The following is a 25,168-nucleotide window of genomic DNA, read 5'->3' on the forward strand; positions in this document are numbered from 1 at the left end:
AAATACCATTGTTATAGATATAAAACACAGGCTAACTCGCTATTATGCAATGGATTCTTGAGCATCAATCTCTCATTCTCTCTTCTCTATGTGCCGCTGCAGCCAGCGGAGCGGCGGTCGGTTGGTGGGTAAAACAGCGCTTTATCACTCAAACTCAGCTTCTTGAGCAGCAACTGTCTGCAGAAAAACAGCTTCACCAACAACAGCTTGAGCAAGTGGGTCAGCGTCTGGCTGAAGCGCAACAAGAACTGGATGAGCTGGATGACGAGCGCGATAAAGCGGCATTTGAAGTGCGTCAGTCACACGGCAAGTTGATGGCAGCAATGGAAAAGCTTCGTTATTTCGAAGCCGTCAAACAAGAGCGTCAGCAGTATTTCGATGAGCTAGGGAAAATGCGTGAGCAAAAATCGCGTTTGGAAACCCAATTACGAGAGCAGCAAGCGCGCCATGAGCAAGTAAATCAGTCGAATGCGGAAAAGCTGCAAATACTGGAACAAGCAGAAGTACGACTGAAGCAGCAATTTGAGCATCTTGCCAACCAGCTGTTTGAAGAGAAAACCGCGAAGGTGGATCTACAAAACCGTCAGAGCTTGGAAGGTTTGCTTTCTCCGTTAAGAGAGCAGTTGGATGGCTTCAAAAAACAAGTTAATGACAGCTTTAGTCAGGAAGCCAAAGAGCGTCATACACTGGTGCATGAGCTAAAAAATCTGCAACGTTTAAACGAGCAAATGACGCGTGAAGCGGTGAACCTGACCCAAGCTTTGAAAGGCGACAACAAGCAGCAAGGCAACTGGGGCGAAGTGGTTCTCGCCCGTGTGCTGGCAGAATCTGGTTTGCGAGAAGGGCACGAATACGAGACGCAGGTGAATCTACAAAATGAAGCAGGTAAGCGTTATCAACCTGATGTGATTGTTCACCTTCCGCAAAATAAGCAGGTTGTAGTCGACTCGAAAATGGCTTTGGTGGCGTATGAGCGTTACTTCAACGCAGAAACCGATGCACAGCGAGACCAAGCGTTGAATGCCCACCTTATTGCGCTGCGTGCGCACATCAAGGGCTTAAGCATGAAGGATTATCACAAACTCAAAGGCATCCAGAGCCTGGATTATGTGCTGATGTTTATTCCTGTTGAGCCTGCTTTTCAGGTCGCCATTCAGGCCGATCCGAGTTTGGTTAAAGACGCGATGGAGCAGAACATCATTTTGGTCAGCCCGACTACCTTGCTGGTGGCGCTGCGTACCATTGATAATTTATGGCGAAATGAACGTCAGAATGAAAACGCTAAACTGATTGCAGAGCGAGCGACCAAACTTTACGACAAACTACGTTTGTTTATTGATGATATGGAAGGTTTGGGCGGGGCGCTGGATAAAGCCAACCAAACGTATCAAGGCGCGATGAATAAGCTTGCTACAGGTCGCGGTAATGTGATTCGACAGGCAGAAAGCTTCAAGCAACTTGGTGTCGAGATTAAGCGCCCAATTTCCTCTGATCTTGCACAACTGGCACAGAGTGAAGCATTTTCCGAAAATGAATCGTTAGTAGAAAGACATCCGGCTGAGGATAAAGTAAACTAATCGCCCGCAGTACATTGGGCGACTCTATTTGTCAGCAACCGCCCAGCAGTGAAACGTGCTGCCTAAGAGGAATTAGAATGACGGACACAAGCTTGCAATCCAATAATGCATTAGAGAACGAAACCACCCACTTTGGTTTCACTACCGTGGCGAAAGAAGAAAAAGTAACTAAAGTTGCCGAAGTTTTTCACTCCGTGGCAGCAAAGTACGACATCATGAATGACCTGATGTCGGGAGGCGTTCACCGTCTGTGGAAGCGTTTCACCATCGATTGCAGTGGTGCTCGCCCGGGGCAGCGCATTCTGGATCTTGGCGGTGGTACTGGTGACCTGACAGCAAAATTCTCGCGCATCGTCGGCGATCAGGGCCATGTAGTTTTGGCGGATATCAACAACTCAATGCTGAATGTCGGCCGCGATAAGCTGCGCGATAATGGTATTGTGGGCAATGTGCATTACGTTCAGGCGAACGCAGAAGAACTGCCGTTCCCAGATGATTATTTTGATGTGATTACTATCAGCTTCTGTCTGCGTAACGTAACGGATAAAGACAAAGCGCTGCGTTCGATGTTCCGCGTTCTTAAGCCGGGTGGCCGTCTATTGGTACTGGAATTTTCGAAACCAGTCATCGAACCGTTATCGAAAATTTATGACGCATACTCGTTCCATCTGTTGCCAAAAATGGGCGAACTGGTCGCGAACGATGCAGAAAGTTACCGTTACCTAGCAGAATCTATCCGCATGCACCCAGATCAAGACACTCTGGAAGGCATGATGCAAGAAGCGGGCTTCGAAAACACCAAATACTACAACTTAACGGGTGGTATTGTGGCGCTGCACCGCGGCTACAAATTCTAAGGGTTAACGGCATGCCATTTGAACCTCTTATTACTGCCGTCATTGAAACGTCGCTGAACACACTGATTAAAGACGATCCTGCTCTGGGTCGTCGTTTAGCACGTCTGAAAGGCCAGGTTATTCAAGTCCACCTGAAAGAAATCAATAAGACGCTGACCTTTGTTTTCAGTCAGCAGATTGATGTTTTGGGTAACTATGAAGGTCATCCTGACTGTTATTTGTCTCTCAACCTGAGTGTGTTGCCGGAACTGCGAGATCAAGCCAACATCACCCGTCTTATCAAGCAAGATAAGCTTGAGTTGGAAGGCGATATTCAACTGGCACAAAAATTCTCTCAGTTGATGGTAGATTGCAAACCAGACATTGAAGAATGGCTGTCGCGAGTGACTGGAGATGTTGTAGCCCATACGGTCGTGCAGGGTTCAAAAAACGTCGGTAACTTTTTCGTTTCTCAAGCAGAAAAACACCAGCGACATCTAGCGCAGGTGGTGACAGAAGAGTGGAAATTCGCGCCAGCGCCGCTCGAAGTCGCGCATTTTTGCGATCAAGTGGACGAAGTACGCAGTCAGGCATCACGAGTGGAAGCTCGTCTGAATGCTCTGCTTGATAAGTTAGATGCGGATAAGCCTGGGTTGGAGAAACCATGACTCCAGCAGAAATAAAGCGCTTATATCACATCGTTAAAGTACAACTGGAATATGGGCTGGATGAGTTGTTGCCGGAGCATCAACTGACGAAAGCGCCGCTTTGGATGCGCAAAAGTCTGTTCTGGATTAAAAATAAACACCCTGAGAAGCCATTAGGTGATCGCCTTCGTTTAGCGTTACAAGAGCTGGGTCCGGTTTGGATCAAGTTCGGTCAGATGATGTCGACCCGCCGTGACTTATTCCCTCCTCATATCGCCGATCCTCTCGCGTTGCTTCAAGACCAGGTTGCCCCATTTGATGGTGAACTGGCAAAACAGCAAATGGAAAAGGCGTTAGGTGGACCACTCGAAAATTGGTTTACCGAGTTTGATATTAAACCACTGGCCTCTGCGTCTATTGCTCAGGTGCACACAGCACGACTAAAAGACACTAACCAAGAAGTGGTATTAAAGGTCATTCGCCCAGATATTCGCCCAGTTATTGATTCCGATCTAAAACTGATGCACCGAATGGCACGTATAGTCGCGGGGGCAATGCCTGAAGCACGTCGTTTAAAACCGGTCGAAGTTGTTCGTGAATACGAGAAAACGCTTCTCGATGAACTCGACTTGCGTCGTGAGGCCGCTAACGCGATTCAATTGCGTCGAAATTTCGAAGATAGCGAAGAATTATACGTTCCTGAAGTTTTTCCTGACTTCAGTAATGAAACTGTCATGGTTTCTGAGCGAATATATGGCTTTCAAGTTTCTGATATAGAAGGCTTGATAGCAAATGGCACCAATATGAAACTGCTGGCTGAACGCGGCGTGAGTGTGTTCTTCACTCAGGTGTTCAGAGACAGCTTCTTTCATGCCGATATGCATCCCGGTAATGTGTTCGTTAAACCTGATCACCCGGAAAACCCAACGTGGATTGGGTTAGATTGTGGGATCGTTGGTACACTTAATAGTGAAGACAAACGTTATCTGGCGGAAAACTTCCTTGCGTTCTTCAATCGTGATTATCGTCGAGTGGCGGAATTGCACGTGGACTCAGGTTGGGTACCGGCAGATACCAATGTTGACGAATTTGAGTTTGCGATTCGCATTGTTTGTGAGCCAATTTTCGCTAAGCCACTGTGTGAAATCTCCTTTGGTCACGTGCTATTGAATCTGTTCAATACTGCACGTCGTTTCAATATGGAGGTTCAACCTCAACTGGTATTGCTGCAAAAAACCTTGCTGTACGTGGAAGGGCTTGGCAGACAACTTTATCCGCAGCTTGATTTGTGGGAAACCGCAAAACCATTCCTTGAAGAATGGATGATGAACCAAGTCGGTCCGCAAGCTTTAGTGAATGCCATTAAAGATCGCGCACCATTTTGGGCGGAGAAGTTACCGGAATTGCCAGAGCTGCTTTATGATAGTCTCAAACAAGGTAAGGCGATGAACCAACGTATGGATCAGCTTTATCAGGGCTACCGTCAAAGTAAGCGACAGCAGGCGACAGGTAAGTTTTTATTTGGTGTTGGCGCCACTTTAGTCGTATGCTCGGCAATATTGGTGGATAACGCTTATGAGCAGCTATCGTTCGCCTGTGGGATTGCAGGTGTCACATTCTGGCTGTTTAGTTGGCGAGCTTATCGTCGATAGACGGTAAACTCTTGAAATACATTTTGTTTAAAGACCCGAGGTAAAAAGAATGGGTGGTATCAGTGTTTGGCAACTTCTAATCATTGCTGTAATTGTTGTATTACTATTCGGAACCAAGAAGCTACGTGGTATCGGTGGTGATCTAGGCGGTGCCGTTAAGGGCTTCAAAAAAGCAATGAGCGATGACGAAGATGCTGCGAAAAATGCTAAAGACGCTAAAGACGCAGACTTCGAGCCAAAAAGTTTAGAGACGCAGCAACAAAAAGAAGCTGCACCTGAAACGAAAAAAGACAAAGAGCAGGCGTAAAACGTGTTTGATATCGGTTTTTGGGAACTGGTATTAATATCTGTTGTTGGTCTGGTCGTTCTTGGACCGGAGCGTTTGCCTCATGCTATTCGCAGCGTGTCCCGCTTTGTCGGTGCCGCTAAGAGTATGGCAAATAGCGTCAAAGACGAATTGTCTCACGAGCTGAAAGTCCAAGAGCTGCAAGAGAACTTGCGCAAAGCTGAGCAAATGGGGATGAAAGATTTATCCCCTGAATTGAAGTCTTCTGTGGAAGAACTTAAACAAGCTGCGCAATCTGTAAACCGCCCTTACGCGGAAAAAACTGAGTCCGATACTAAGCCTGTGAAAGCAGAGCCTGTCGTTGAGTCGGTAGAGAAAGCGGAAGATATCAAGGTTACAGCGGCAGATAAAAAAGCCGAATAGTCTCATTAGGAGGAGCTGCTAGGATAAGTAGCTCCTTTTTGATCTGGTTTTTACAAAGAGGTTTGCCATGTCTACCGTCGAGCAGACACAACCTTTAATTAGTCACTTGTTGGAGCTTCGCAACCGACTACTGCGTTCAATATTGGCAGTGTTGGTGGTGTTTGTCGGGCTAGTTTATTTCTCTAACCATATTTACGAGTTTATCTCAGCACCTTTGGTAGAACGTCTGCCTGAAGGGGCGACGATGATTGCAACTGATGTTGCGTCACCATTTTTTACGCCACTTAAACTGACTCTGATTGCGTCGGTATTTGTTGCTGTGCCATTTATTTTGTATCAGGTGTGGGCATTTGTGGCACCGGGCTTATACAAGCACGAACGTCGTTTGATCATGCCGTTGCTGTTTTCCAGCTCTTTGCTGTTCTACTGCGGTGTAGCGTTTGCTTATTTTGTTGTATTTCCGCTCGTGTTTGGCTTCTTCACCGCGATTTCGCTTGGTGGTGTAGAGTTTGCCACTGACATTTCCAGCTATCTGGATTTTGTACTGGCGCTGTTTATGGCGTTTGGCATTGCTTTTGAAGTACCGGTCGCGATCATTTTACTGTGCTGGACGGGTGCAACAACACCACAAGATTTAAAACAAAAACGCCCATACATCATCGTTGCAGCGTTTGTTGTTGGTATGGTGTTGACGCCACCGGATATGATTTCCCAGACTCTGCTGGCTATTCCAATGTGTTTGCTGTTTGAAGTTGGTTTGCTGTTTGCGCGTTTCTACACACGCAAAGATGAGGAAGACGAAACAGAAGAGTAGTCTTTGGTTCGTAAAATTATCAGTAAAAAAGCGGCTCAATAGAGCCGCTTTTTCTTTTCTGTTAATGCTAATCGGTTCCAATGCGCTCTGACAGAGCTCTCGCCGTGATGCCATGTAAAACAAGGCTTAGTATTACGGTGCAAGCTACGGTTAACGCAATAAAGCGTCCCCCTGGTAACTCCGCATCTAAGACGATGATGGTAAATACAATACTCGCTAAACCTCTCGGACCAAACCAGCCCATGAACCAGCGGTGACGGGCAGGCACGGAAGTGCCGATAAATGAGAGATAGATAGGGATCATTCGAATCAGCGTTAAACTGATGAGGGCGTATACCATCATGTTGATGGAGAAAAACCCGAGAACTTGCCCCACAACAGCCGCCCCAAAAAGAATCCAAGTCAGCATGGCTAATAGCTCGGCGAGGCTCTCAGTTGTCAATACCAGTTTGTGAGTATGGCGAGAAGCAAGATGACCAAACAGAAGCCCACCTGTGAATGCCGCAATGTAGCCACTGCCGTGTAGAGTCTGCGCTAAACCGAAGCTGGTCAGGGCAATAGCGCCCACTGTCAGTTGAACCCAAATTTCACTGAGCCATTTTTTCTTCGCGCTCCAGTAGAGTAGCTTGGCGCCAATATAGGCGAGCGACAATCCAACCAGTGTGCCTATACCCAGCTCTTCAGCAAACACCATCAAAGCATGACGCGTACTGATGTCAGCATGTGTAGTACTGGTTTCCACGGCGATGAGAAGCAACAGGATTGGGACGCACAGACCATCATTAAGTCCACTCTCTACATTGAGCCCTTCGCTTACGGGAGTCGGTACCTTCGGGTTTGATATGACGGCTTTGCCCAGTGCCGCGTCGGTTGCCGCGAGCATAGTAGCAAGGATGGCAGCTTCTATAACCGATAAGACGTCAAACAGAATAACTGCGACAAATGTTCCCAAGATAATCGCGCCCGGCAGTCCAAACATGAGCATCCGGACTGGATAAACCGCTTTTTGTTTTAATACGGTGAGATTGGAGTGAGCGGCATCTGAGAAAAGAATTAAAGCCAGCGTCAGGTCGGCTAGCAGTCTTAAGTCATTGGCTTCTGCTGATAATCCGATTATCCCCAGACCATATTCACCTAGCAGCAATCCCAGAGCGACATAAACTATCGGTCCAGATATTGCGGAATTTTCGATGCGCTTTGCTATCAGGGTATATAAGAACACAATCCCTGCGAGAATGCTGATAACAAAATAGATACGCTCCAAATCCATAAGTACTTCCTTGTACGTCATGCTGATTTTTGAACAACTTTGGTATCAGTGTAGCAATAGCTATCGCAAAGTTTTTAGTTTGTTGCTGAGTAACTTATTGAGTAGAAGGTAAATTAAACAGTGATTCGGCATTCGCTGTCGTCACTGTGTCTACTTCTTCAATGGTTAAGTCTCTCAGTTCAGCAATACGCTGGGCAACGAGAGAAGTGTAGGCTGGCTCGTTGCGTTTCCCGCGATGTGGGACTGGCGCTAAGTAAGGGCAGTCAGTTTCCAGTATGACCCACTGCATATCGAGGTGAGGAATGACTTTATCCATCCCACCATTTTTAAATGTTGATACGCCACCTAAGCCGAGGTGGAAGCCCAACTCGTTAATCGCTTTTGCTTCTTCTAAACTGCCACCAAAACAATGAAATACGCCACGCAAGCGGCCATCTTGCTCCTGGCGTAGCAGAGTTAATGTTTCTTCGATGGAATCACGAGTGTGGATCACAACAGGTAAGTCCATCTCTTTTGCCCAGTTAAGTTGGGTAATAAATGCCATTTCCTGCTCAGCGCGGTAGGTTTTATCCCAGTACAGATCGATACCAATTTCTCCCACAGCGATGAAGTTATGCTTCTCAAACCAGCCGCGAATAATCTCTAGCGTTTGCTCAACATTATCATCCACATAGCATGGGTGAAGGCCCATCATCGAATGGCATACTTCAGGATAAGCCTGTTCGGTTTGCAGCATCGGCTCAATCGACTCCAGATCGATGTTTGGCAGCAAAATCTTATTAATGCCTTGTTCTCGTGCGCGTTTTACAACTTCGTCGCGGTCATTATCAAATTCGCTGGCGTATATGTGCGCGTGGGTATCGATCATGGTTCGTCTCTGTGCTTCGTTTTTTAGGTCTTGTGAGAAGTATACTTGAGTGTGAGGGCGGGGTCATTTTCAGTTTTTTTCCGCGCCTTTTTCCAGATTGTCACCCGCAAGGTGCATCAAGAGTGATATGATTTTATCCACCAGATGATTTGATCATCATAACCGTCCAGACAAGGAGAAAATGGTGTCTGTATCAATTCAAGGTCCATTCCCTGCACGCCGTATGCGTCGCTTACGTAAGCATGACTTTAGCCGTCGTCTAGTGGCTGAGAACCAACTTTCTGTTAATGATTTGATTTACCCAATGTTCATTTTGATGGGCAAAGATCGTCGTGAAAGCGTAGAGTCCATGCCGGGTGTAGAGCGTTTGTCTATTGATTTAATGCTAGAAGAAGCGCAATACCTTGCAAATCTAGGTGTACCTGCAATCGCACTTTTCCCTGTCGTAAACCAGGATGCGAAAAGCTTATGTGCGACCGAAGCCTATAACCCAGAAGGTTTAGTTCAGCGTGCAGTGCGTTCTCTTAAAGAGCATATCCCTCAAATCGGTGTTATTACCGACGTTGCGCTGGATCCATTTACCACGCATGGCCAAGACGGCATCATTGATGAAGACGGCTATGTAATGAATGATGAAACTACTGAAGTGTTGGTTAAACAGGCGTTGTCTCACGCAGAAGCGGGTGCTGATATTGTTGCGCCATCAGACATGATGGATGGACGTATTGGTAAAATCCGTGAAGCGCTAGAAGAAGCAGGCCATATTCATACTCAAATCATGGCTTACTCTGCGAAATACGCTTCGAACTACTACGGGCCATTCCGTGATGCGGTCGGTTCTTCGTCTAACCTTAAAGGTGGCAACAAGAAAAACTACCAAATGGATCCGGCGAATATTGATGAGGCGATTCACGAAGTCGCGCTGGATATCAATGAAGGTGCTGATTCTGTAATGGTTAAGCCGGGAATGCCTTATCTGGATGTGGTACGCCGTGTAAAGACTGAGTTGCAGGTGCCGACATTTGCTTACCAAGTGTCGGGTGAGTACTCGATGCATAAAGCGGCGATTCTCAACGGTTGGTTAAAAGAGCGTGAAACGGTGATGGAATCATTGCTATGTTTCAAACGTGCGGGCGCTGATGGCATCCTGACTTACTTTGCCAAAGATGTGGCGGAGTGGTTAGCGGAAGAAAACGCTCAAGCGGCTCAATATCTAAATATGTCTCAGGAAGCGACAGAAGAGTAATTATCGCTTAGTGAGAAAAACCAGACCGACAATAGTTGTTCGTCTGTATATACCCAAGTAACCTCTGGCGGATCAAATATGGCTTATTTACATAGCAGCAGTCCAAGGTGCTTGGGTATTAAATTTCTGGGGAGAGAACAATGACAATGCTGATTCGTGAAGGCACGTTGGAAGAGGCACTTCAGGTGGTAACTCACGTAAAAGAGTTTGCCAATGGAGAAACAATGGAGTCTATGGCACAGCGTCTCGGCGATAAAAACAGCTTAATTCTAGTGGCTGAGAAGAACGGTTCGATTTTAGGCTTCAAAATTGGTTATGAATTGGATGATGATACTTTTTACAGCTGGTTTGGTGGCGTAGCTCCTCAGGCTCGTAATGAAGGGGTTGCACAAATGCTGTTAGAGGCCCAAGAAGAGTGGGTGGCTGAGCAAGGTTATAAAACCCTTAAAGTGAAGTCTCGTAACCAATTCCCAGCTATGCTTAGATTGTTATTGCGAAATGGTTATCTTATTGAAAAGTTTGATGAAAACGTTAATCTTCGCGAATCTAGAGTACACTTCATTAAAGCAATGTGAAATTAAATGAGATTTTTTCTCATTTAATTGTTGACAGTTAAATGAGAATCATTATTATTAATCCTGTCTTAGGGAATGAGGAATGGTTCACAAGGACGTTGATTTACTTATTAATAGTTGTTGATTAACAGAAGTTGATTAACTGGTGTTGAGAAGGTGATGAAACAGTTTCCAAGAACTTGCACGAACTCTTTTTGACACGACATTGCTCACATTGCTTCCAGTGTAATTTATAGCTTCTTGGTTAAGCAGCTTGATAAAAAATTGCTTTACCACTTCTGCTAGGCGACCCAATTGGGTCGCTTTTTTCTTTTCTACGATTTCATTTGACGCCACGATTCATAACTTTTCCACATTTGATGATCATTTTCAGATCGTTGATCTTTTCATCTTAAAATAAAATTATTTAATATTATTAGTAACTTAACTTGGTTATTTTCTTTGTTTTATAATCTTGTATAACCAGTGGATAAATAATATAAACAGAGTTATCCACAGGAGGGGTTGAGTTTTAGTGTATCAGCTCGAAATATTTACGCGATCTGGATCGAGCGAACAAGATAGATTCGGATCAGTAGTCATGGCATCCTAAGCAGATCTATTAAGTACTGACTTGGATACAGACAATTATGGCAAGTATTCCTGAAAATCCGCTGATTCTTATCGACGGTTCTTCTTATCTATATCGCGCTTTTCACGCCTACCCAGGCACAATGAGTAATGGTGAAATACCAACTAATGCCGTCTACGGTGTCGTAAACATGCTACGCAGTATGATGCGTCAGTTTGCGTCTGATCGTATTGCAGTGGTTTTTGACGCGAAGGGTAAAACCTTCCGTGACGATATGTATCCAGAATACAAAGCGAATCGTCCGCCAATGCCGGATGATCTTCGTTGCCAAATCGAGCCGTTACATAATGTGATTCGCGCGATGGGCTTGCCATTAATTTGTGTTCCTGGCGTAGAAGCGGATGACGTCATTGGTACTTTGGCTTATCAGGCATCACAAAAAGGCATGCCAGTATTGATCAGTACTGGTGATAAAGACATGGCGCAGTTGGTGGATGACAATATCACCCTGATCAACACCATGACCAATGTTGTGATGGATCGTGAAGGTGTGATTGAAAAGTTCGGTATTCCACCGGAGTTGATCATCGATTACCTGGCGTTAATGGGCGATAAAGTCGACAACATTCCGGGTGTACCGGGCGTGGGTGATAAAACTGCAACTGCGTTGTTGCAAGGTATCGGCGGCCTGACGAAGCTTTACGAAAACTTAGATGATATTGCTCCACTGGGTTTCCGTGGTTCAAAAACCATGGCGAAGAAGCTAGTCGACAACAAAGAAAATGCAATGTTGTCGTACGAACTCGCCACTATTAAGCTCGATGTTGAACTGGAAGAAACGCCGGAATCACTGCTCAAAGCAGAACCAAGCAAAGACGAGCTGATCAAGTTATATGGTCAACTGACGTTTAAGTCTTGGCTCAATGAGCTGTTAGAAGGCGGCTCAGGCGCTGTAGAAGCGGTCGAAATGGCTGGGTCTGCACGCGCATCATCAGCTTCTTCTCATGCTGAGATGGAAACGTCAGCAGTGACGATTGATCGCAGTCAGTACGAAACCATTTTAGACGAAGCGTCTTTTAATGCTTGGTTAGAAAAACTAAAAGCCTCTGAATTGTTTGCTTTCGATACGGAAACGGACAGCCTCGACTACATGGTAGCGAATCTGGTTGGTCTCTCGTTTGCGGTAGACGAAGGCATCGCAGCTTATGTCCCTGTTGCTCATGACTACCTTGATGCACCGCAGCAGCTAGACCGCGACTGGGTGTTAGAGCAGTTAAAACCTATCTTAGAAGATGAGTCGCAAGCGAAAGTCGGCCAGAACCTGAAATATGATGCATCTGTTTTAGCTCGCTACGGCATTGAGATGAAAGGTATTAAGCACGATACCATGCTGGCTTCTTACGTATACAACAGCGTAGGCGGCAAACATGATATGGACAGCTTAGCGCTACGTTTCCTTCAGCATAGCTGCATCTCCTTTGAGCAAGTTGCAGGTAAAGGTAAAAAGCAGCTTACTTTTAATCAAATTGAACTCGATCAAGCGTCCCCATACGCAGCAGAAGATGCAGATGTCACTCTTCGTCTGCACAATCGTCTGTTTGCCAATATTGAACAAGACGAAAAGCTGAAATCGGTGTACGAAGATATCGAAATGCCGCTTGTTCCTGTGCTTTCTCGTATCGAGCGCACTGGGGTATTGATTGATGACATGAAGCTGAGCGCTCAGTCGGTAGAAATCGCCGCTCGCCTTGAAGAGCTTGAGAAAAAAGCTTACGAAATTGCAGAGCAAGAGTTCAACATGAACTCACCAAAGCAGTTACAAGCTATCCTGTTTGAGAAAATGGGTTTACCGGTAGTGAAAAAGACACCATCTGGCACGCCTTCGACCAACGAAGAAGTCCTGCAAGAATTGGCTCTAGACTACCCATTACCAAAACTGATTCTTGAATACCGTGGTCTGGCAAAGCTTAAATCGACTTACACCGATAAGCTGCCGAAGATGATTAATCCAACCACAGGACGCGTACATACCTCTTACCATCAAGCGGTAACGGCGACTGGTCGTTTGTCATCAACCGATCCAAACCTGCAAAATATCCCAATTCGTAATGAAGAGGGACGCCGCATTCGCCAGGCATTTGTTGCACCTACGGGTTACAAAATCCTGGCGGTCGACTATTCACAAATCGAACTGCGCATTATGGCTCACCTTTCTGGCGACCAGGCTCTGCTTGATGCATTCCGCGATGGTAAAGACATTCACGCAGCCACTGCCGCTGAAATCATGGGCGTGGGTATTGATCAAGTCTCTAGTGAACAGCGTCGCCGAGCGAAAGCGGTTAACTTCGGTCTTATCTATGGTATGAGTGCCTTCGGCTTAGCGAAACAGTTAGGTATCCCACGTGGAGAAGCACAAACCTACATGGATAAGTACTTCGAGCGTTACCCTGGTGTGATGCAGTATATGGAAGACACGCGCAGTGCTGCAGCCGATCAAGGTTATGTTGAAACCATCTTTGGTCGTCGTTTACACCTACCAGAGATTAAATCTCGTAACGGGATGCGTCGTAAAGCAGCAGAACGTGCGGCGATCAATGCTCCAATGCAAGGTACAGCGGCAGACATCATCAAGAAAGCGATGTTACTTGTTGACCAATGGATTCAGGCTGAAGGTGACGGTCGAGTGAAACTTTTGATGCAAGTACACGATGAACTGGTATTTGAGGTTGAAGAGTCATCATTGTCCGAAATTGAAAGTAAAGTACAGAAATTGATGGAATCTGCAGCAGAGCTGAAAGTGCCTCTTGTTGCTGAAGCTGGTCATGGTGACAACTGGGATCAGGCTCACTAGTCATTTTTAAATCGATTTGTCTAATTTATTATGAGCCAGCGCACAAACGCTGGCTTTTTTTTACGATTAAAAAAGACATGGCAGTCTTAGGTTTGCTGTCATTTAATAAAACTTTAATGAAAAAAAACTACAAAAATTCTTTGCAATTCTGACCAATTGTTGTACATTAATACTCGTAGGGTACAGAGGTAAGATGTTCTATCTTTCAGACCTTTTGTTTCACGTTATTGGATTAGGCTGATTCAGCCGCCCCAGTCAGTTTTTGACTGGGGCGTTTTTTATTGGGCCAAAGAAAAATATTTTAAAGAACAATTGCTTATAGTTTTTGGGCTTTTCATCAACCTTCCCCTTTCTTTAACTCCTTACAAAACCTCACTTTTTTCTGCATTTAGCCGTTCTCTACTTCCTGTAAATTTACGCCAGTCACATTCTGATTTTTTCTCCACAGAAACTAAGTCGTTAATAATCACAGTTGTATTTATTTTAAGTTTTTGAATTTTATCATTTTTATCGTGATTGAATATGGCAGGGAGACTATAGTGGGGAAATTTGAAGGCTTTTTATGCTATTGAAATCATTTGATAGTTCAGTAATGCTTTACAGCATAATAACAACTACCAAGTTTTCTCTCCCGTTATCCCTGCCAGGAAGGTGGGGATTTTTATTTCTGTCATTTCCTTTCTTATTCGTTAGATAAACAAAAGCCCCACCAACGGGTTGGCAGGGCTATCGCAAAAATTTAACAAGAATTGTTAATTATTCTTCATTGCTCTCTGGCGTTTCTAATTCGTCTTCTTCAATCAGATGTGCCAGTGCAGGCGCAAACCAGGTGTCCAGTTTGGCACGCAGCTGATCAACACCTAAACCTTTCAGAGACGAAAATACGTCCACGTCTACATCACCACCGAAAGTTTCAACTTGCTTACGAATTTTCAGTAGCGTCTGTTTACGGGCACCGCTTTTCAGTTTGTCTGCTTTGGTCAGCAGCACTTGCACTGGAATACGGCTGTCGATAGCCCAGAAAATCATTTGCTGGTCGAGATCTTTCATTGGGTGACGGATGTCCATCAGAACCACTAAGCCTTTTAGACACTCGCGTTTCTGAAGGTATTCGCCCAAAGATTTCTGCCATTTGTTCTTCATCTCAACTGGGACTTGAGCAAAGCCGTATCCCGGTAGATCGACGATATGACAACCTTCTTCTACCTTGAAAAGGTTGATCAACTGGGTACGACCAGGTGTCTTTGATGTCTTGGCTAAGCTTTTTTGGTTAGTCAGACGGTTGAGTGCACTCGATTTACCAGCGTTTGAGCGTCCTGCAAACGCAATCTCTACACCTTCGTCCTCCGGCAAGTGGCGAATATCGGGTGCGCTGGTGATGAAATGCGTATTTTGGTAATGAATTTTTACGCTCACTGTTAACTCCATCTCGACTTTGTGTAGTCGATTGATTACTTTTTTGTGAAATTGTGTAAAATAACCGTGCTCGGCATGAGGTCGCCTATTGTACCATGAGTGTACACGGTATGTTCACATTCCGTGGTACTGGAAGCTTGATAATTATAATGGAATGTCATGAAGAAATTAGCGCTAATTTTGAGTGTTTTAGCCAGCTGCTCAGTATGGGCCCAAGGTAGTATTGAGGCTGGTAAAGCAAAATCACAAACCTGTGTCGCCTGTCATGGTGCAGATGGCAACAGTGCAATCGCAATGTACCCTAAACTCGCTGGTCAACACGCTAAGTATCTTGAAAAACAGTTGCAAGATCTTAAGTTAGGTATGACAAGCGGTGGTAAGCAAGGTCGTTACGATCCAGTCATGAGTGGTATGGCAATGCCGCTAAGTGATGAAGACATCGCAGATCTATCCGCATACTTTGCGTCTCTGCCAACGTCAGAGAACTCAACACCTGAAAACGTTGTTGAGAAAGGCAAAGTGCTCTACACCGCTGGTGATGCTGAGCGTGGTCTAACGGCATGTATTGCATGTCACGGTGCTCGTGGTAACGGTACTGAGCTTTCAGGTTTCCCTAAAATTTCTGGTCAGCATGCTGACTACATCAAAGCTCAGCTTACTAAATTCCGTGATGGTAGCCGTGGTAACGATATGAATGCCATGATGCGCGATATCGCGAAGAAGATGACAGATGAAGATATTGAAGTTCTGTCGCAATATGTTGGCGGTCTGCACTGATAACTGATAACCCTACATAGTTCGAGCAATGTTATTCAAAAATGCCCCGGCGAATTCGTCGGGGCATTTTTGTTGGTGACTTAGCTCACACCAGAGGTAAGCAGCTAAATAGATATCTAGCTCGGTAGCTTGTAAGACATTTGCCATACTTGTTGTTGCCTTTTTCTCTTTGGTTAACCCTAACGTTATGATTATTAATACATTTTGTCGGTAGCAGGAAAAATGCTGTAGTTTTTTTCTGTGCTCGGCTTGTCGCAAGGTTCGATCGGCGTAAAGTAGAAGCTGTTCACAGGGGGGTGAACAAAGGGAAGTTTAGACCAAGGTTTCGGTCTCAGGGATTCAAGCTAGGGATGCTTGGTTGTTGCAAAAGGACTTGGGTAGGCAGGGAGCCTGCCGGATAAGGATGGTCATCTCGTCTGACGGTTAAGACAGTGAAAAGGATCAGGCACAGGAAGTCGCCCAGAAGACAGGAAGTTAATGGATAGCCAAAATTCATCAGGAAGATGAAAAACAACACTTTTTGGCAAGGAAAGCTCGAAAAACAAAAGGATTATTGGTGCACTCAATGCGTGCAACACAGTTTCGCCACATAAGATGGCATTAGGAAGCGGCAGTTTAACTGCCGCTTTTTTTATTTCTTTCACAATAAATTCGACGTCGAAATTCTCTCAGGAGATGATGTCGCATCAGAATCAGAGTTTTTTAGTAAAAACTGCTGAAAAAATGCTCAGTAACACTCCAATCTGAGTTCAGTTTCTGGTATGTTTCGCATCCCTGTTTGAGGAAGTCAGCATGCATACCTGTCCTTTATGCCACAATCAGCACACTCACCATTATTTTGAAGATAAGCGTCGCGAGTATCTTCAATGTGAACAGTGCCGTTTGGTGTTTGTAAATCCAGACCAACGTTTGGATGCAGATACCGAAAAAGCTCACTATGATTTGCATGAGAACAATCCCGAAGATATGGGATACAGACGCTTTTTGTCGCGAATAGCTGATCCAATGACAGAGCGAATTTCTCCACAATCGAACGGAATCGACTTTGGTTGTGGTCCGGGCCCGACACTTTCTCTGATGTTAGAAGAAACGGGCCACAGCATGGCGTTATATGACCTTTATTACCACCCTGATACATCGGTGCTAGAAAAGCAGTATGACTTCATGACAGCAACAGAGGTGATTGAACACCTCTACCACCCAGATATGGTGTGGAAGCAATGGTTGAATTTAGTTAAGCCAGGGGGCTGGATTGGCCTGATGACAAAAATGGTCATCGACGCAGAGGCTTTCAAATCGTGGCATTATAAGAACGACCCAACGCATGTGGTGTTTTTTAGCCGTGAGACGTTCCAGTTCCTAGCTGAGCGGGATAAGCTCGAACTTGAATTTATTGGTAATGATGTAATTTTACTGAGGAAGACCCAGTAATGAGCCGTAGTAAAAAATCTAGAAAGCCGGGTGCCGCAGGCGCACCTGATATTATTGTCACTCGTAACCGTACTGAATCAGACGTGGAAGGCCGTTTACGTAAGCGTGCGAAAAAGCGCAAAGGTTTGAAAACGGGTAACCGTAATTCAGACGCGAATGAGCAGAAGCAACGCGCCGCTGCACAAAATCGTGACCCACGTTTAGGCAGCAAGAAGAAGATCCCTCTGATTGTTGAGCCAGCGAAGAAGATGACCAAGCAAGAACGTCGTATGTCTGCGGAACAAGAGCTGGAGATGCTGGAAAACGATGCACAATTGAATGTGTTGTTGGATCGTATCGAAGCAGGTGAGAATCTGGGTACTGGTCTACAAAAATACGTAGACGAGAAGCTGGATCGCATCGAGAAGTTGATGGACCAACTTGGTCTGTTAGAACCTGAAGAAGAAGAGGACTTTACTGCTCCTGCTGCGAAAGGTTCTCGTAATGACGATGATCTTCTTGCGGATTTTGATGATATCAACTTTGACGACTACAAAGGATAATTAAGCGATGAACGTAACCTTATTAGCAATTGCAGGGGCGGTGATCATTATCGCTCTGGCTTCTTATGCAGGTTACCTTCTGCTTAAATTGAAAAAGCAAAAGGAATTGCAGCTGAAGCATCAAAAACTGGCGATTGATAAACGTAACGCCAACATTTTTGAGAACGTGCATACCTTGTGTCAGGCAGGCATTCAAGGCCAGTGCGATTTGTCGGAAATTAGTATTCGTGTCTACTGCATCATGGATTATGTTCAGGGTGAAGACCGCATTGATTTCGACAAAACGTATCCTGCAATTTCTGAGCTTTACCATATTGTGAAAGATATGGCGCGCGGTGAAGATCGCCAGCAACTAGCCAAAAAAGAGCGTATGCAGCAGAATCTGACTCGTCAGAAAGCGGAAAGTCGCTTAACCGAGTCGATCGTTAAAGAGCTCGAATTGTTGAAGAAAAACGTCCAGCCACTGAATAATCAAATTAATATTCAGATGATCTAGTCACCAGAACGTTACTTGATTGCTTGAGTCAGTAATTTCACCCCAGTTATGCTCTTGTGGCAGCTGGGGTTATCGTGATCACGCTAGCACTTCTTTGGTTTTATAATTAAAAAGCCAAAAGGTATTACCGCGGTTATCTTTGTCGTGTGGCAAAATAAGCAGCTCTGAATATTGGGTGACGGCTTTCGTTGCCCTAACATTTAACGGAAAGTACCACCATGTCGAATCAACACACTGAATCGAAACAACAAATCGTTTGGGATCAAGCAGTATTGGATAAGTACAACTATTCCGGTCCTCGCTATACGTCGTACCCGACAGCATTGGAGTTTCATGAAGCATTTACTATCTCTGATTATGATATGGCATGTGCTCAGTACCCTGATCGGCCGTTATCGTTATACGTCCATATTCCGTTCTGTCACAAGCTTTGTTACTACTGTGGTTGTAATAAGGTGATTACTCGTCACTCGCATAAAGCCGATGAGTACCTCGATGTTCTAGAGCACGAAATTCGTCAACGTGCCTCTTTACTGGTGGGCAGAACCGTAACGCAACTGCATTTTGGTGGTGGTACACCAACGTTCCTATCTGAAAAACAGATCACACGTGTGATGAATCTGCTTCGCCAGGAATTTTTCTTCAGTGATGATGCCGAAATCAGCATTGAAGTTGACCCGCGAGAAATTGAGCTCACTATGCTGGATCACCTGCGCAGCGAAGGCTTTAACCGCTTAAGTATCGGCGTTCAGGACTTTAACAAAGAAGTTCAGAAACTGGTCAATCGTGAGCAAGATGAAACGTTCATTTTTGATATGGTGGCACGAGCGAAAGACTTGGGCTTCCGCTCGACAAACCTGGATTTAATCTACGGCTTACCGAAGCAGACCAAAGAGTCTTTTGCTAAGACACTGGAGCAAGTGCTTGAAATGTCGCCGGGTCGTCTCTCGGTATTTAACTACGCCCACATGCCGCAGCTGTTTGCCGCTCAGCGTAAGATTAAAGATGAAGACCTGCCACAAGCCGAAGAAAAGATGGCTATTTTGCAAGATACCATCGCAACGTTAACCGACGCGGGTTACCAGTTTATCGGTATGGATCACTTTGCTAAGCCCGATGATGAACTTGCGGTTGCCCAGCGAGAAGGTGTGCTGCATCGCAACTTCCAGGGTTATACCACACAAGGTGAGTGTGACTTAGTCGGCTTTGGCGTTTCGGCTATCTCGATGATCGGTGACGCTTATGCGCAGAACCAAAAAGAGTTGAAGAAATACTACGCTCAGGTGAATGACCTGCGTCATGCGCTTTGGAAAGGCGTCTCGCTGGATGCGGATGACTTACTACGCCGCGAAGTGATTAAGCAACTGATCTGTAACTTTAAACTGGATAAAAAAGCCATTGAGTCGGAGTTTAAGGTTAAGTTTAATCAGTACTTCAAAGAAGACTTGGAGCTGTTACAAACCTTCATTAATGATGAGCTGGTCGAAGTGGATGACAACGAAATTCGTGTCACTTTACGTGGTCGTCTGCTTATCCGTAACATCTGTATGAGTTTCGATAAGTACCTCCGTGCGAAGGCTCGTCAGCAGCAGTTCTCTCGAGTGATTTAGAATTCGAGAGATTCCGAATACAAAAAATGCCAGCAAATGCTGGCATTTTTTATGATTTTTCGCGGAATTAAACGCGATGTTTAACTTTTTCTTTCAGCTCTGCTTTTTCTGCGTCTGACAAGAATGCCAACTCAAGGCCATTGATTTGCGCTTGACGAATTTGCTCTTGAGATAAGCCTGCAGCTGGTGCTGCGACTTCGTATTCGTAAGGCAGTTCAATACCTTCAACCGCTGGGTCGTCGGTGTTTAGACACGCAAGAACACCATGTTCAAGGAACTGTTTTAGCGGGTGATTCGCAAGAGAAGCAACGGTGCTGGTCTGAATGTTCGATGTCAGGCAAGATTCAATACCAATGCGGTTTTCTGCTAGGTAATCCATCAATTTTGGATCTTCAATCGCTTTCACACCGTGACCGATACGCGTTGCACCTAATGTGTTGATTGCTTGCCACATACTTTCTGCACCAGCAGCCTCGCCAGCGTGAACAGTCACGTGAAGACCTGCGTCTCGCACTTGTTTAAAGTGAGAAACAAAACGATCACCCGGTTGACCTAGTTCGTCACCTGCAAGGTCAACTGCCACAATGTGGTCTTTCTGACTAAGGATACCGTCTAATTCCTGTTGGCAAGCATCGATACCGAATGTACGGCTCATGATGCCAATCAGATTAGCTTTGACACCGAAATCACGCATACCTGCCTGAACACCATCGACGACCGCTTCAACGACACCGGCTACTGGCAGGTTGTGCTTCATTGCCATGTAGTAAGGCGAGAAACGCAATTCCGCGTAATCAATTTGAGCGTTCAGCGCATCTTCCACGTTTTCGTACGCAACACGACGACATGCGTCTAGATCACCCAGTACCGCTACGCCCCAATCAAGCTTTGAGAGGAAAGCAACGAGAGAAGGTTCTGCTTCGACAATCTGAACGTGTGGCGTAAGAGATTCAACGTCGTACGCAGGCAGTGTCATCCCAAATTTTTGGCCAAGATCTAGGATGGTCTGGGTACGGATGTTGCCGTCAAGGTGGCGGTGCAAATCAGTAAGAGGAAGGTTCTTAGTTATCATTGTGTTGATCCGGATAGTTATGAACTGGAACAAGGCCCAAACATCATCTGTGACAATACATTGGGAAGATTTGCAATTAAGTATAATTAACAGTTTGGTTGATTGTCAGTAGAGCGTGACCAGGAATTCAACGATTCTCGCTCTTTTCTACTCCATGTTAACTAAATGTGTTGGCCATTCTTCCAGTGGCATAGGGCGGCTGTAATAAAATCCCTGAACCTGATGGCAGCCTATTGAACGAAGCAGTTGGGCTTGAGAGGCGTTTTCTACCCCTTCAGCTACAACGCTGGTTTTAAGTCCAGCCGTTATGTTAAGCACGGCTGCAACTACAGATCGCTCTAGATTCTCTTGGCTCAATTGGTTGACGAACGTGCGATCGATTTTCAGACATGTAAAGGGTAGGGTATGCAGATAGCCCAGAGACGAGTAGCCTGTACCGAAATCATCTATCGCGATGCCTATGCTCATATCGCGGAGTTTTGTCATGTTGTCTAGTGTTGTCGGCCCGCTATCAATGATGCGTGATTCAGTGATCTCCAGAGTCAGGTTACTGGCTGGGAGTTTAGTTATTGTCAGCACGCGCGTGACACTATCGACAAAGTCCGGACAGGAAATTTGGTTAACCGAGATATTTACATGCAGTTGGAAGTCTGATGGCCACTGCTTATTTTCAATGGCGTTGTAGGTATCGCGACAGGCTTGTAACAGAATCTGTTGACCAATCGCTTTGATCATCCCGCTCTCTTCTGCGATGGGAATAAAATCCAACGGTGAAATCATGCCTGACTCACTCTGCCAGCGCGCCAGAGCTTCGGCACCACAGGTATTGCCAGTTGCCAAGTCGATAATCGGCTGATAATGCGGAATGAACTCTCGGTTTTCCACTCCGGTTTGAATCTTAGTCAGCATCTGAGTGCGGAATTTAGAAGCGCTGGCGAGTTCAGGACTGTAATGGCAGACATTTGAGAGAGAATCTTGTTTGGCGTAACTCAGTGCAATGCTGGCATTACGCAACCATAAAGACATATCTTCGCCTTGCTTGCTTTGCACAATACCAAGCGAGATTTTCATAATGACGGCTTCTTCTTGCGTGATGAATGGAGTCGCAAAGAGCTGCTGTAAACGACGCTCTATGAGCCGAACGTCATTGCTGTTGTGTACATTGGATACAAAAATGGCGAACTCGTCTCCACCGATCCTGGCCAGCAAAGTATCATCTTGAAATTGTTGTTTCAGCCTTTCCGCTATGTCTATCAGTAGTTGATCGCCATTGTGGTGGCCGACACTGTCATTTATGTCCCTAAATCGGTTGATGCCGAGCAAAAATAGCGTTCCGTGGCACTGGCAGCGTTGCTGAGTACACATTTCTACTAACCCTTGGCGGCTGTATAAACGTGTAAGTGAGTCATAAACCAACTGCTCTCGTAAGGCGGTAAATGATGCTTTTAAATTTGCGGTCATTTCATTAAATGCCTGAACAAGCACCGTGGTCTCATACACATAGCCCGGCTTGGGCAGGCTGCTGTTCCAATCGCCTTTAGCCAACTGGAGTGCAGCAGCTGCAGTGGTATTAATTGGCTTTGTGATGCGATTGAAAATGACCCAGCAGATCGCAATGCCTATTAAGCTGACAATGATGCCCACAAGCCAGCTTTTTTCCTGACTGTCTGGCAACACTCCGAGCAATTCTGCCTCAGAGATAGAGGTACCGATAAACCATTTAATCCCGTTGGGGTCTTCATAGGGTGTGAGTCGGCTGAAGATACGTTGTCCGTTGTGGTCAAAGACAAAGGTAAAAGTTTGCGTGGTGTGGGAAAGATCGAATGAGCGGACCCGAGTGGCGCTGGATTGAATGATTGGATTGGTGCTCTCAGAGGCCAATAAACGCTGTCCTTTATCGGAGAAGCGTGTGCCCCATGATATGACACTGCCGGATTCGGAGTGTGCGACCAAGCGATGCTCCTGATCCAGGATAAATACAGAGGCTTTTGTCTTTTGTGCTACTTCGCGTAGAAACTTGTTAAAGGTATTCAGCCGGACATCGGCGACCAATACTCCCGCTAACTCTTGTTTAAGATACACCGGTGCCATCGCTGACAAAGTAATCTCTTGGCGTTCATCGGAGTTACTATAAATTTCTGACCACATTGGTCTTTGGTTTGTGGCTACGGGTTGGTACCAAGGGCGGTTGCGCGGGTCATAAGAAGTAATGACTGAACGAATATCGTCACTGACCAGACTGGTTTCGTAGATTACCAGATCACCACCGGTTTGTTGGCTTTGAAGCATTAAAGTGTAGTTGCCAGAAGGCTCCAGACGAAAACCGGTAAAGTCGCCACTTTCAGAGCCAAAGGCTATCACATCCAGCTGTGGGATAGATTCAGAAAGGGTCTCAAACGTGCTCAGTAAGTAGGTTTGGATCTCATGGGAATCGATAGGGTGGAAGAGGTTGTGATGATTCACACTATGGGCGAGTGTTGTCACGGCAGCTAGAGGCTCATTTAGAAAACAGTTAAGATGCTCGTGGACACTCTCGGTCAAAACCGACAGTTGCTTATCACTGATATCGGTCACCACCGTTTCGTAGTTCTGCTTCTGGACGTAGACCATTACACTGATAGCCAATAAGAAAATCATCACAAATGGGATGAGTACAGCGGTACGTAGTGTAATTTGAGTCGTAGCAGTAGACATTGTCTAATCACAAAAGGGTGGTGCGCCATATTGTACTGATACGTTTATTAATACTAGATGACAGCTATGCTGTATTATTAATCAAAGTGTCAGTACAACTCCTTTAATTTTCTGGTGAGCGTATTACGTCCCCAGCCTAGTACTTTAGCGGCATCTTGCTTGTGACCTTTAGTGTGTTCTAACGCGGCTTCCAATAAAATGCGTTCAAATTCTGGTAATGCGTAAGAAAGCAGTTCTTTATCGCCTGCTGCTAATGATTGACGTGCCCAGTCCGCCAATTGTTCTTGCCAGCTGCCTTGTGTAGAGTCTGAGATAGTTTTCTTTTCTTGCAGCAGTTCTGAAGGCAGGTCATTGGGTAATACTTCACTACCGCTAGCCATAACGGTCAACCAACGACAAATGTTCTCCAACTGACGCACGTTGCCCGGCCAGTCCAATCTGTTGAGAATTTCTACAGTAGAAGGATGCAGTGTTTTAGTTTCAACGCCAAGCTCGTCCGCAGCGCGCAGCAAGAAGTGCTGAGTTAGTTTCTCTATGTCTTGCTTACGTTCACGAAGTGCTGGAATTTGTACCCGAATAACGTTCAAGCGGTGGAACAAGTCCTCACGGAAGTCGCCCTCATGTACCAGTCTCTCCAGGTTTTGGTGAGTTGCGGCAACGATACGGACATCGACACTGATTGGCGAGTGACCACCGACACGATAGAACTGACCATCAGCAAGAACGCGTAGCAAGCGAGTCTGGATATCCAGCGGCATATCACCGATTTCATCCAAAAATAACGTACCGCCATTCGCTTGTTCGAATCGACCTTGGCGAACATTGTTCGCGCCGGTAAACGCGCCCTTTTCATGGCCAAACAATTCGGATTCGATCAGGTCTTTCGGGATTGCTGCCATGTTAAGTGCAATGAAAGGTTTGCTGGCTCGAGGGCTATGTCGATGCAGCGCGTGAGCCACAAGCTCCTTACCGGTACCAGACTCACCATTGATCAGCACTGAAATTGAAGAGCGGGAAAGGCGGCCAATCGCGCGAAACACTTCCTGCATCGCCGGTGCTTCACCGATGATTTCTGGTGTTTCGGCAGGGATGTCTTCTGGTGATATCTGCACTCGTTTATTTTCATGACTGTGAGCGATAGCGCGCTCGACTAAAGTCAGGGTTTCATCGATATCAAACGGTTTTGGCAGGTATTCAAATGCGCCTTTTTGATACGCATTAACTGCCGCGTCCAGATCGGAGTGAGCGGTCATAATGATGACGGGCAAGTCCGGGTAGTCGCGCTGAACTTGTTTGAGAAGCTCAAGGCCATCGATGCCCGGCATACGTATATCTGAAACCAGAACGTCAGGAACTTCGCGTTCTAGTGCCATTAATACGCTTTCCCCATCAGCGTAGGTTTCGCACTTAATATTGGCTGAAGAAAGGGTTTTTTCCATCACCCAGCGAATTGAACTGTCGTCATCAACGACCCAAACATATCCTTTACTCATCTACTAGTCCTTGCAGCAAAA

21 protein-coding genes are annotated in these 25,168 nt (G+C 45.7%); 15 read left to right on the forward strand and 6 right to left on the reverse strand.

Annotated elements, in window-relative coordinates; all coding sequences use genetic code 11:
- The first annotated feature begins 44 nt into the window (after positions 1-44).
- The 7 genes from rmuC to tatC all read left to right on the forward strand — a co-directional run bounded on the left by rmuC (position 45) and on the right by tatC (position 6,235).
- On the forward strand, positions 45-1,577 hold the full coding sequence (rmuC, locus tag DBX26_RS00225) for a DNA recombination protein RmuC (protein ID WP_065296103.1): 1,533 nt from the start codon (positions 45-47) through the stop codon (positions 1,575-1,577).
- A 77-nt stretch (positions 1,578-1,654) separates the two neighbouring features.
- Positions 1,655-2,434: a bifunctional demethylmenaquinone methyltransferase/2-methoxy-6-polyprenyl-1,4-benzoquinol methylase UbiE gene (gene ubiE, locus DBX26_RS00230; RefSeq protein ID WP_065296104.1), complete on the forward strand. Its 780-nt coding sequence runs from the start codon at positions 1,655-1,657 to the stop codon at positions 2,432-2,434.
- An 11-nt stretch (positions 2,435-2,445) separates the two neighbouring features.
- On the forward strand, positions 2,446-3,081 hold the full coding sequence (locus DBX26_RS00235; RefSeq protein ID WP_118117389.1) for an SCP2 domain-containing protein: 636 nt from the start codon (positions 2,446-2,448) through the stop codon (positions 3,079-3,081).
- Complete coding sequence (ubiB, locus tag DBX26_RS00240; protein WP_118117391.1) at positions 3,078-4,712, forward strand: ubiquinone biosynthesis regulatory protein kinase UbiB; 1,635 nt, start codon at positions 3,078-3,080, stop codon at positions 4,710-4,712. The genes DBX26_RS00235 and ubiB overlap by 4 nt, the downstream gene beginning before the upstream one ends.
- Positions 4,713-4,761: 49 nt before the next feature.
- Positions 4,762-5,019, forward strand: a complete 258-nt coding sequence (gene tatA / locus DBX26_RS00245; protein WP_065296107.1) for a Sec-independent protein translocase subunit TatA — start codon at positions 4,762-4,764, stop codon at positions 5,017-5,019.
- A 3-nt stretch (positions 5,020-5,022) separates the two neighbouring features.
- Positions 5,023-5,421: a Sec-independent protein translocase protein TatB gene (gene tatB / locus DBX26_RS00250; RefSeq protein WP_014230502.1), complete on the forward strand. Its 399-nt coding sequence runs from the start codon at positions 5,023-5,025 to the stop codon at positions 5,419-5,421.
- 67 nt (positions 5,422-5,488) lie between these two features.
- Positions 5,489-6,235 (forward strand): twin-arginine translocase subunit TatC, encoded by a 747-nt coding sequence (gene tatC / locus DBX26_RS00255; RefSeq protein ID WP_014230503.1) that lies wholly within the window; start codon positions 5,489-5,491, stop codon positions 6,233-6,235.
- 67 nt (positions 6,236-6,302) lie between these two features.
- Here tatC and DBX26_RS00260 read toward each other — a convergent pair whose 3' ends face one another.
- Positions 6,303-7,505, reverse strand: a complete 1,203-nt coding sequence (locus DBX26_RS00260) for a sodium:proton antiporter (RefSeq protein ID WP_118117393.1) — start codon at positions 7,503-7,505, stop codon at positions 6,303-6,305.
- A gap of 94 nt (positions 7,506-7,599) precedes the next feature.
- Positions 7,600-8,373 carry a TatD family hydrolase gene (locus DBX26_RS00265; protein ID WP_065299002.1) on the reverse strand — a complete coding sequence of 258 codons (774 nt, stop codon included), beginning with the start codon at positions 8,371-8,373 and terminating at the stop codon, positions 7,600-7,602.
- A gap of 184 nt (positions 8,374-8,557) precedes the next feature.
- On the opposite strand from DBX26_RS00265, the gene hemB reads away from it, so the two are divergent.
- From hemB to polA, 3 genes are all read left to right on the forward strand, one after another.
- Entirely contained in the window at positions 8,558-9,619 is a 1,062-nt protein-coding gene (hemB, locus tag DBX26_RS00275) for a porphobilinogen synthase (protein ID WP_031779279.1), read from the forward strand.
- Between the two features lie 140 nt (positions 9,620-9,759).
- The gene (locus DBX26_RS00280; RefSeq protein ID WP_065296111.1) at positions 9,760-10,194 is read left to right on the forward strand and encodes a GNAT family N-acetyltransferase; all 435 of its coding nucleotides are present in this window, start codon (positions 9,760-9,762) and stop codon (positions 10,192-10,194) included.
- Between the two features lie 629 nt (positions 10,195-10,823).
- Positions 10,824-13,616 carry a DNA polymerase I gene (polA, locus tag DBX26_RS00290; protein WP_020336286.1) on the forward strand — a complete coding sequence of 931 codons (2,793 nt, stop codon included), beginning with the start codon at positions 10,824-10,826 and terminating at the stop codon, positions 13,614-13,616.
- A gap of 756 nt (positions 13,617-14,372) precedes the next feature.
- Here polA and yihA read toward each other — a convergent pair.
- A complete protein-coding gene (gene yihA, locus DBX26_RS00295) occupies positions 14,373-15,032 on the reverse strand; it encodes a ribosome biogenesis GTP-binding protein YihA/YsxC (protein WP_014230510.1) in 660 nt (219 codons plus the stop codon).
- Positions 15,033-15,191: 159 nt separating this feature from the next.
- On the opposite strand from yihA, the gene DBX26_RS00300 reads away from it, so the two are divergent.
- The 5 genes from DBX26_RS00300 to hemN all read left to right on the forward strand — a co-directional run bounded on the left by DBX26_RS00300 (position 15,192) and on the right by hemN (position 19,888).
- Complete coding sequence (locus DBX26_RS00300) at positions 15,192-15,809, forward strand: cytochrome c (protein WP_014230511.1); 618 nt, start codon at positions 15,192-15,194, stop codon at positions 15,807-15,809.
- A 792-nt stretch (positions 15,810-16,601) separates the two neighbouring features.
- A complete protein-coding gene (locus tag DBX26_RS00310; protein WP_014230512.1) occupies positions 16,602-17,240 on the forward strand; it encodes a class I SAM-dependent methyltransferase in 639 nt (212 codons plus the stop codon).
- A complete protein-coding gene (gene yihI / locus DBX26_RS00315; protein WP_118117395.1) occupies positions 17,240-17,782 on the forward strand; it encodes a Der GTPase-activating protein YihI in 543 nt (180 codons plus the stop codon). Before DBX26_RS00310 ends, yihI begins: the two co-directional genes overlap by 1 nt.
- A 7-nt stretch (positions 17,783-17,789) precedes the next feature.
- Complete coding sequence (locus DBX26_RS00320) at positions 17,790-18,278, forward strand: DUF2489 domain-containing protein (RefSeq protein ID WP_065299004.1); 489 nt, start codon at positions 17,790-17,792, stop codon at positions 18,276-18,278.
- Between the two features lie 218 nt (positions 18,279-18,496).
- Positions 18,497-19,888, forward strand: coding sequence for an oxygen-independent coproporphyrinogen III oxidase (gene hemN / locus DBX26_RS00325; protein ID WP_065299005.1), 1,392 nt, complete (start codon positions 18,497-18,499; stop codon positions 19,886-19,888).
- Positions 19,889-19,955: 67 nt separating this feature from the next.
- Here hemN and add read toward each other — a convergent pair whose 3' ends face one another.
- The 3 genes from add to glnG form a co-directional block, all read right to left on the reverse strand.
- Complete coding sequence (add, locus tag DBX26_RS00330; protein WP_014230516.1) at positions 19,956-20,960, reverse strand: adenosine deaminase; 1,005 nt, start codon at positions 20,958-20,960, stop codon at positions 19,956-19,958.
- A gap of 147 nt (positions 20,961-21,107) precedes the next feature.
- Positions 21,108-23,654 carry an EAL domain-containing protein gene (locus tag DBX26_RS00335; protein ID WP_118117397.1) on the reverse strand — a complete coding sequence of 849 codons (2,547 nt, stop codon included), beginning with the start codon at positions 23,652-23,654 and terminating at the stop codon, positions 21,108-21,110.
- A gap of 89 nt (positions 23,655-23,743) precedes the next feature.
- The gene (glnG, locus tag DBX26_RS00340) at positions 23,744-25,147 is read right to left on the reverse strand and encodes a nitrogen regulation protein NR(I) (RefSeq protein WP_014230518.1); all 1,404 of its coding nucleotides are present in this window, start codon (positions 25,145-25,147) and stop codon (positions 23,744-23,746) included.
- Between the last annotated feature and the right edge of the window lie 21 nt (positions 25,148-25,168).

The sequence above is a fragment of the Vibrio sp. dhg genome, from assembly GCF_003443775.1.
In the GTDB taxonomy this organism is placed as follows: Bacteria; Pseudomonadota; Gammaproteobacteria; order Enterobacterales; family Vibrionaceae; genus Vibrio; species Vibrio natriegens.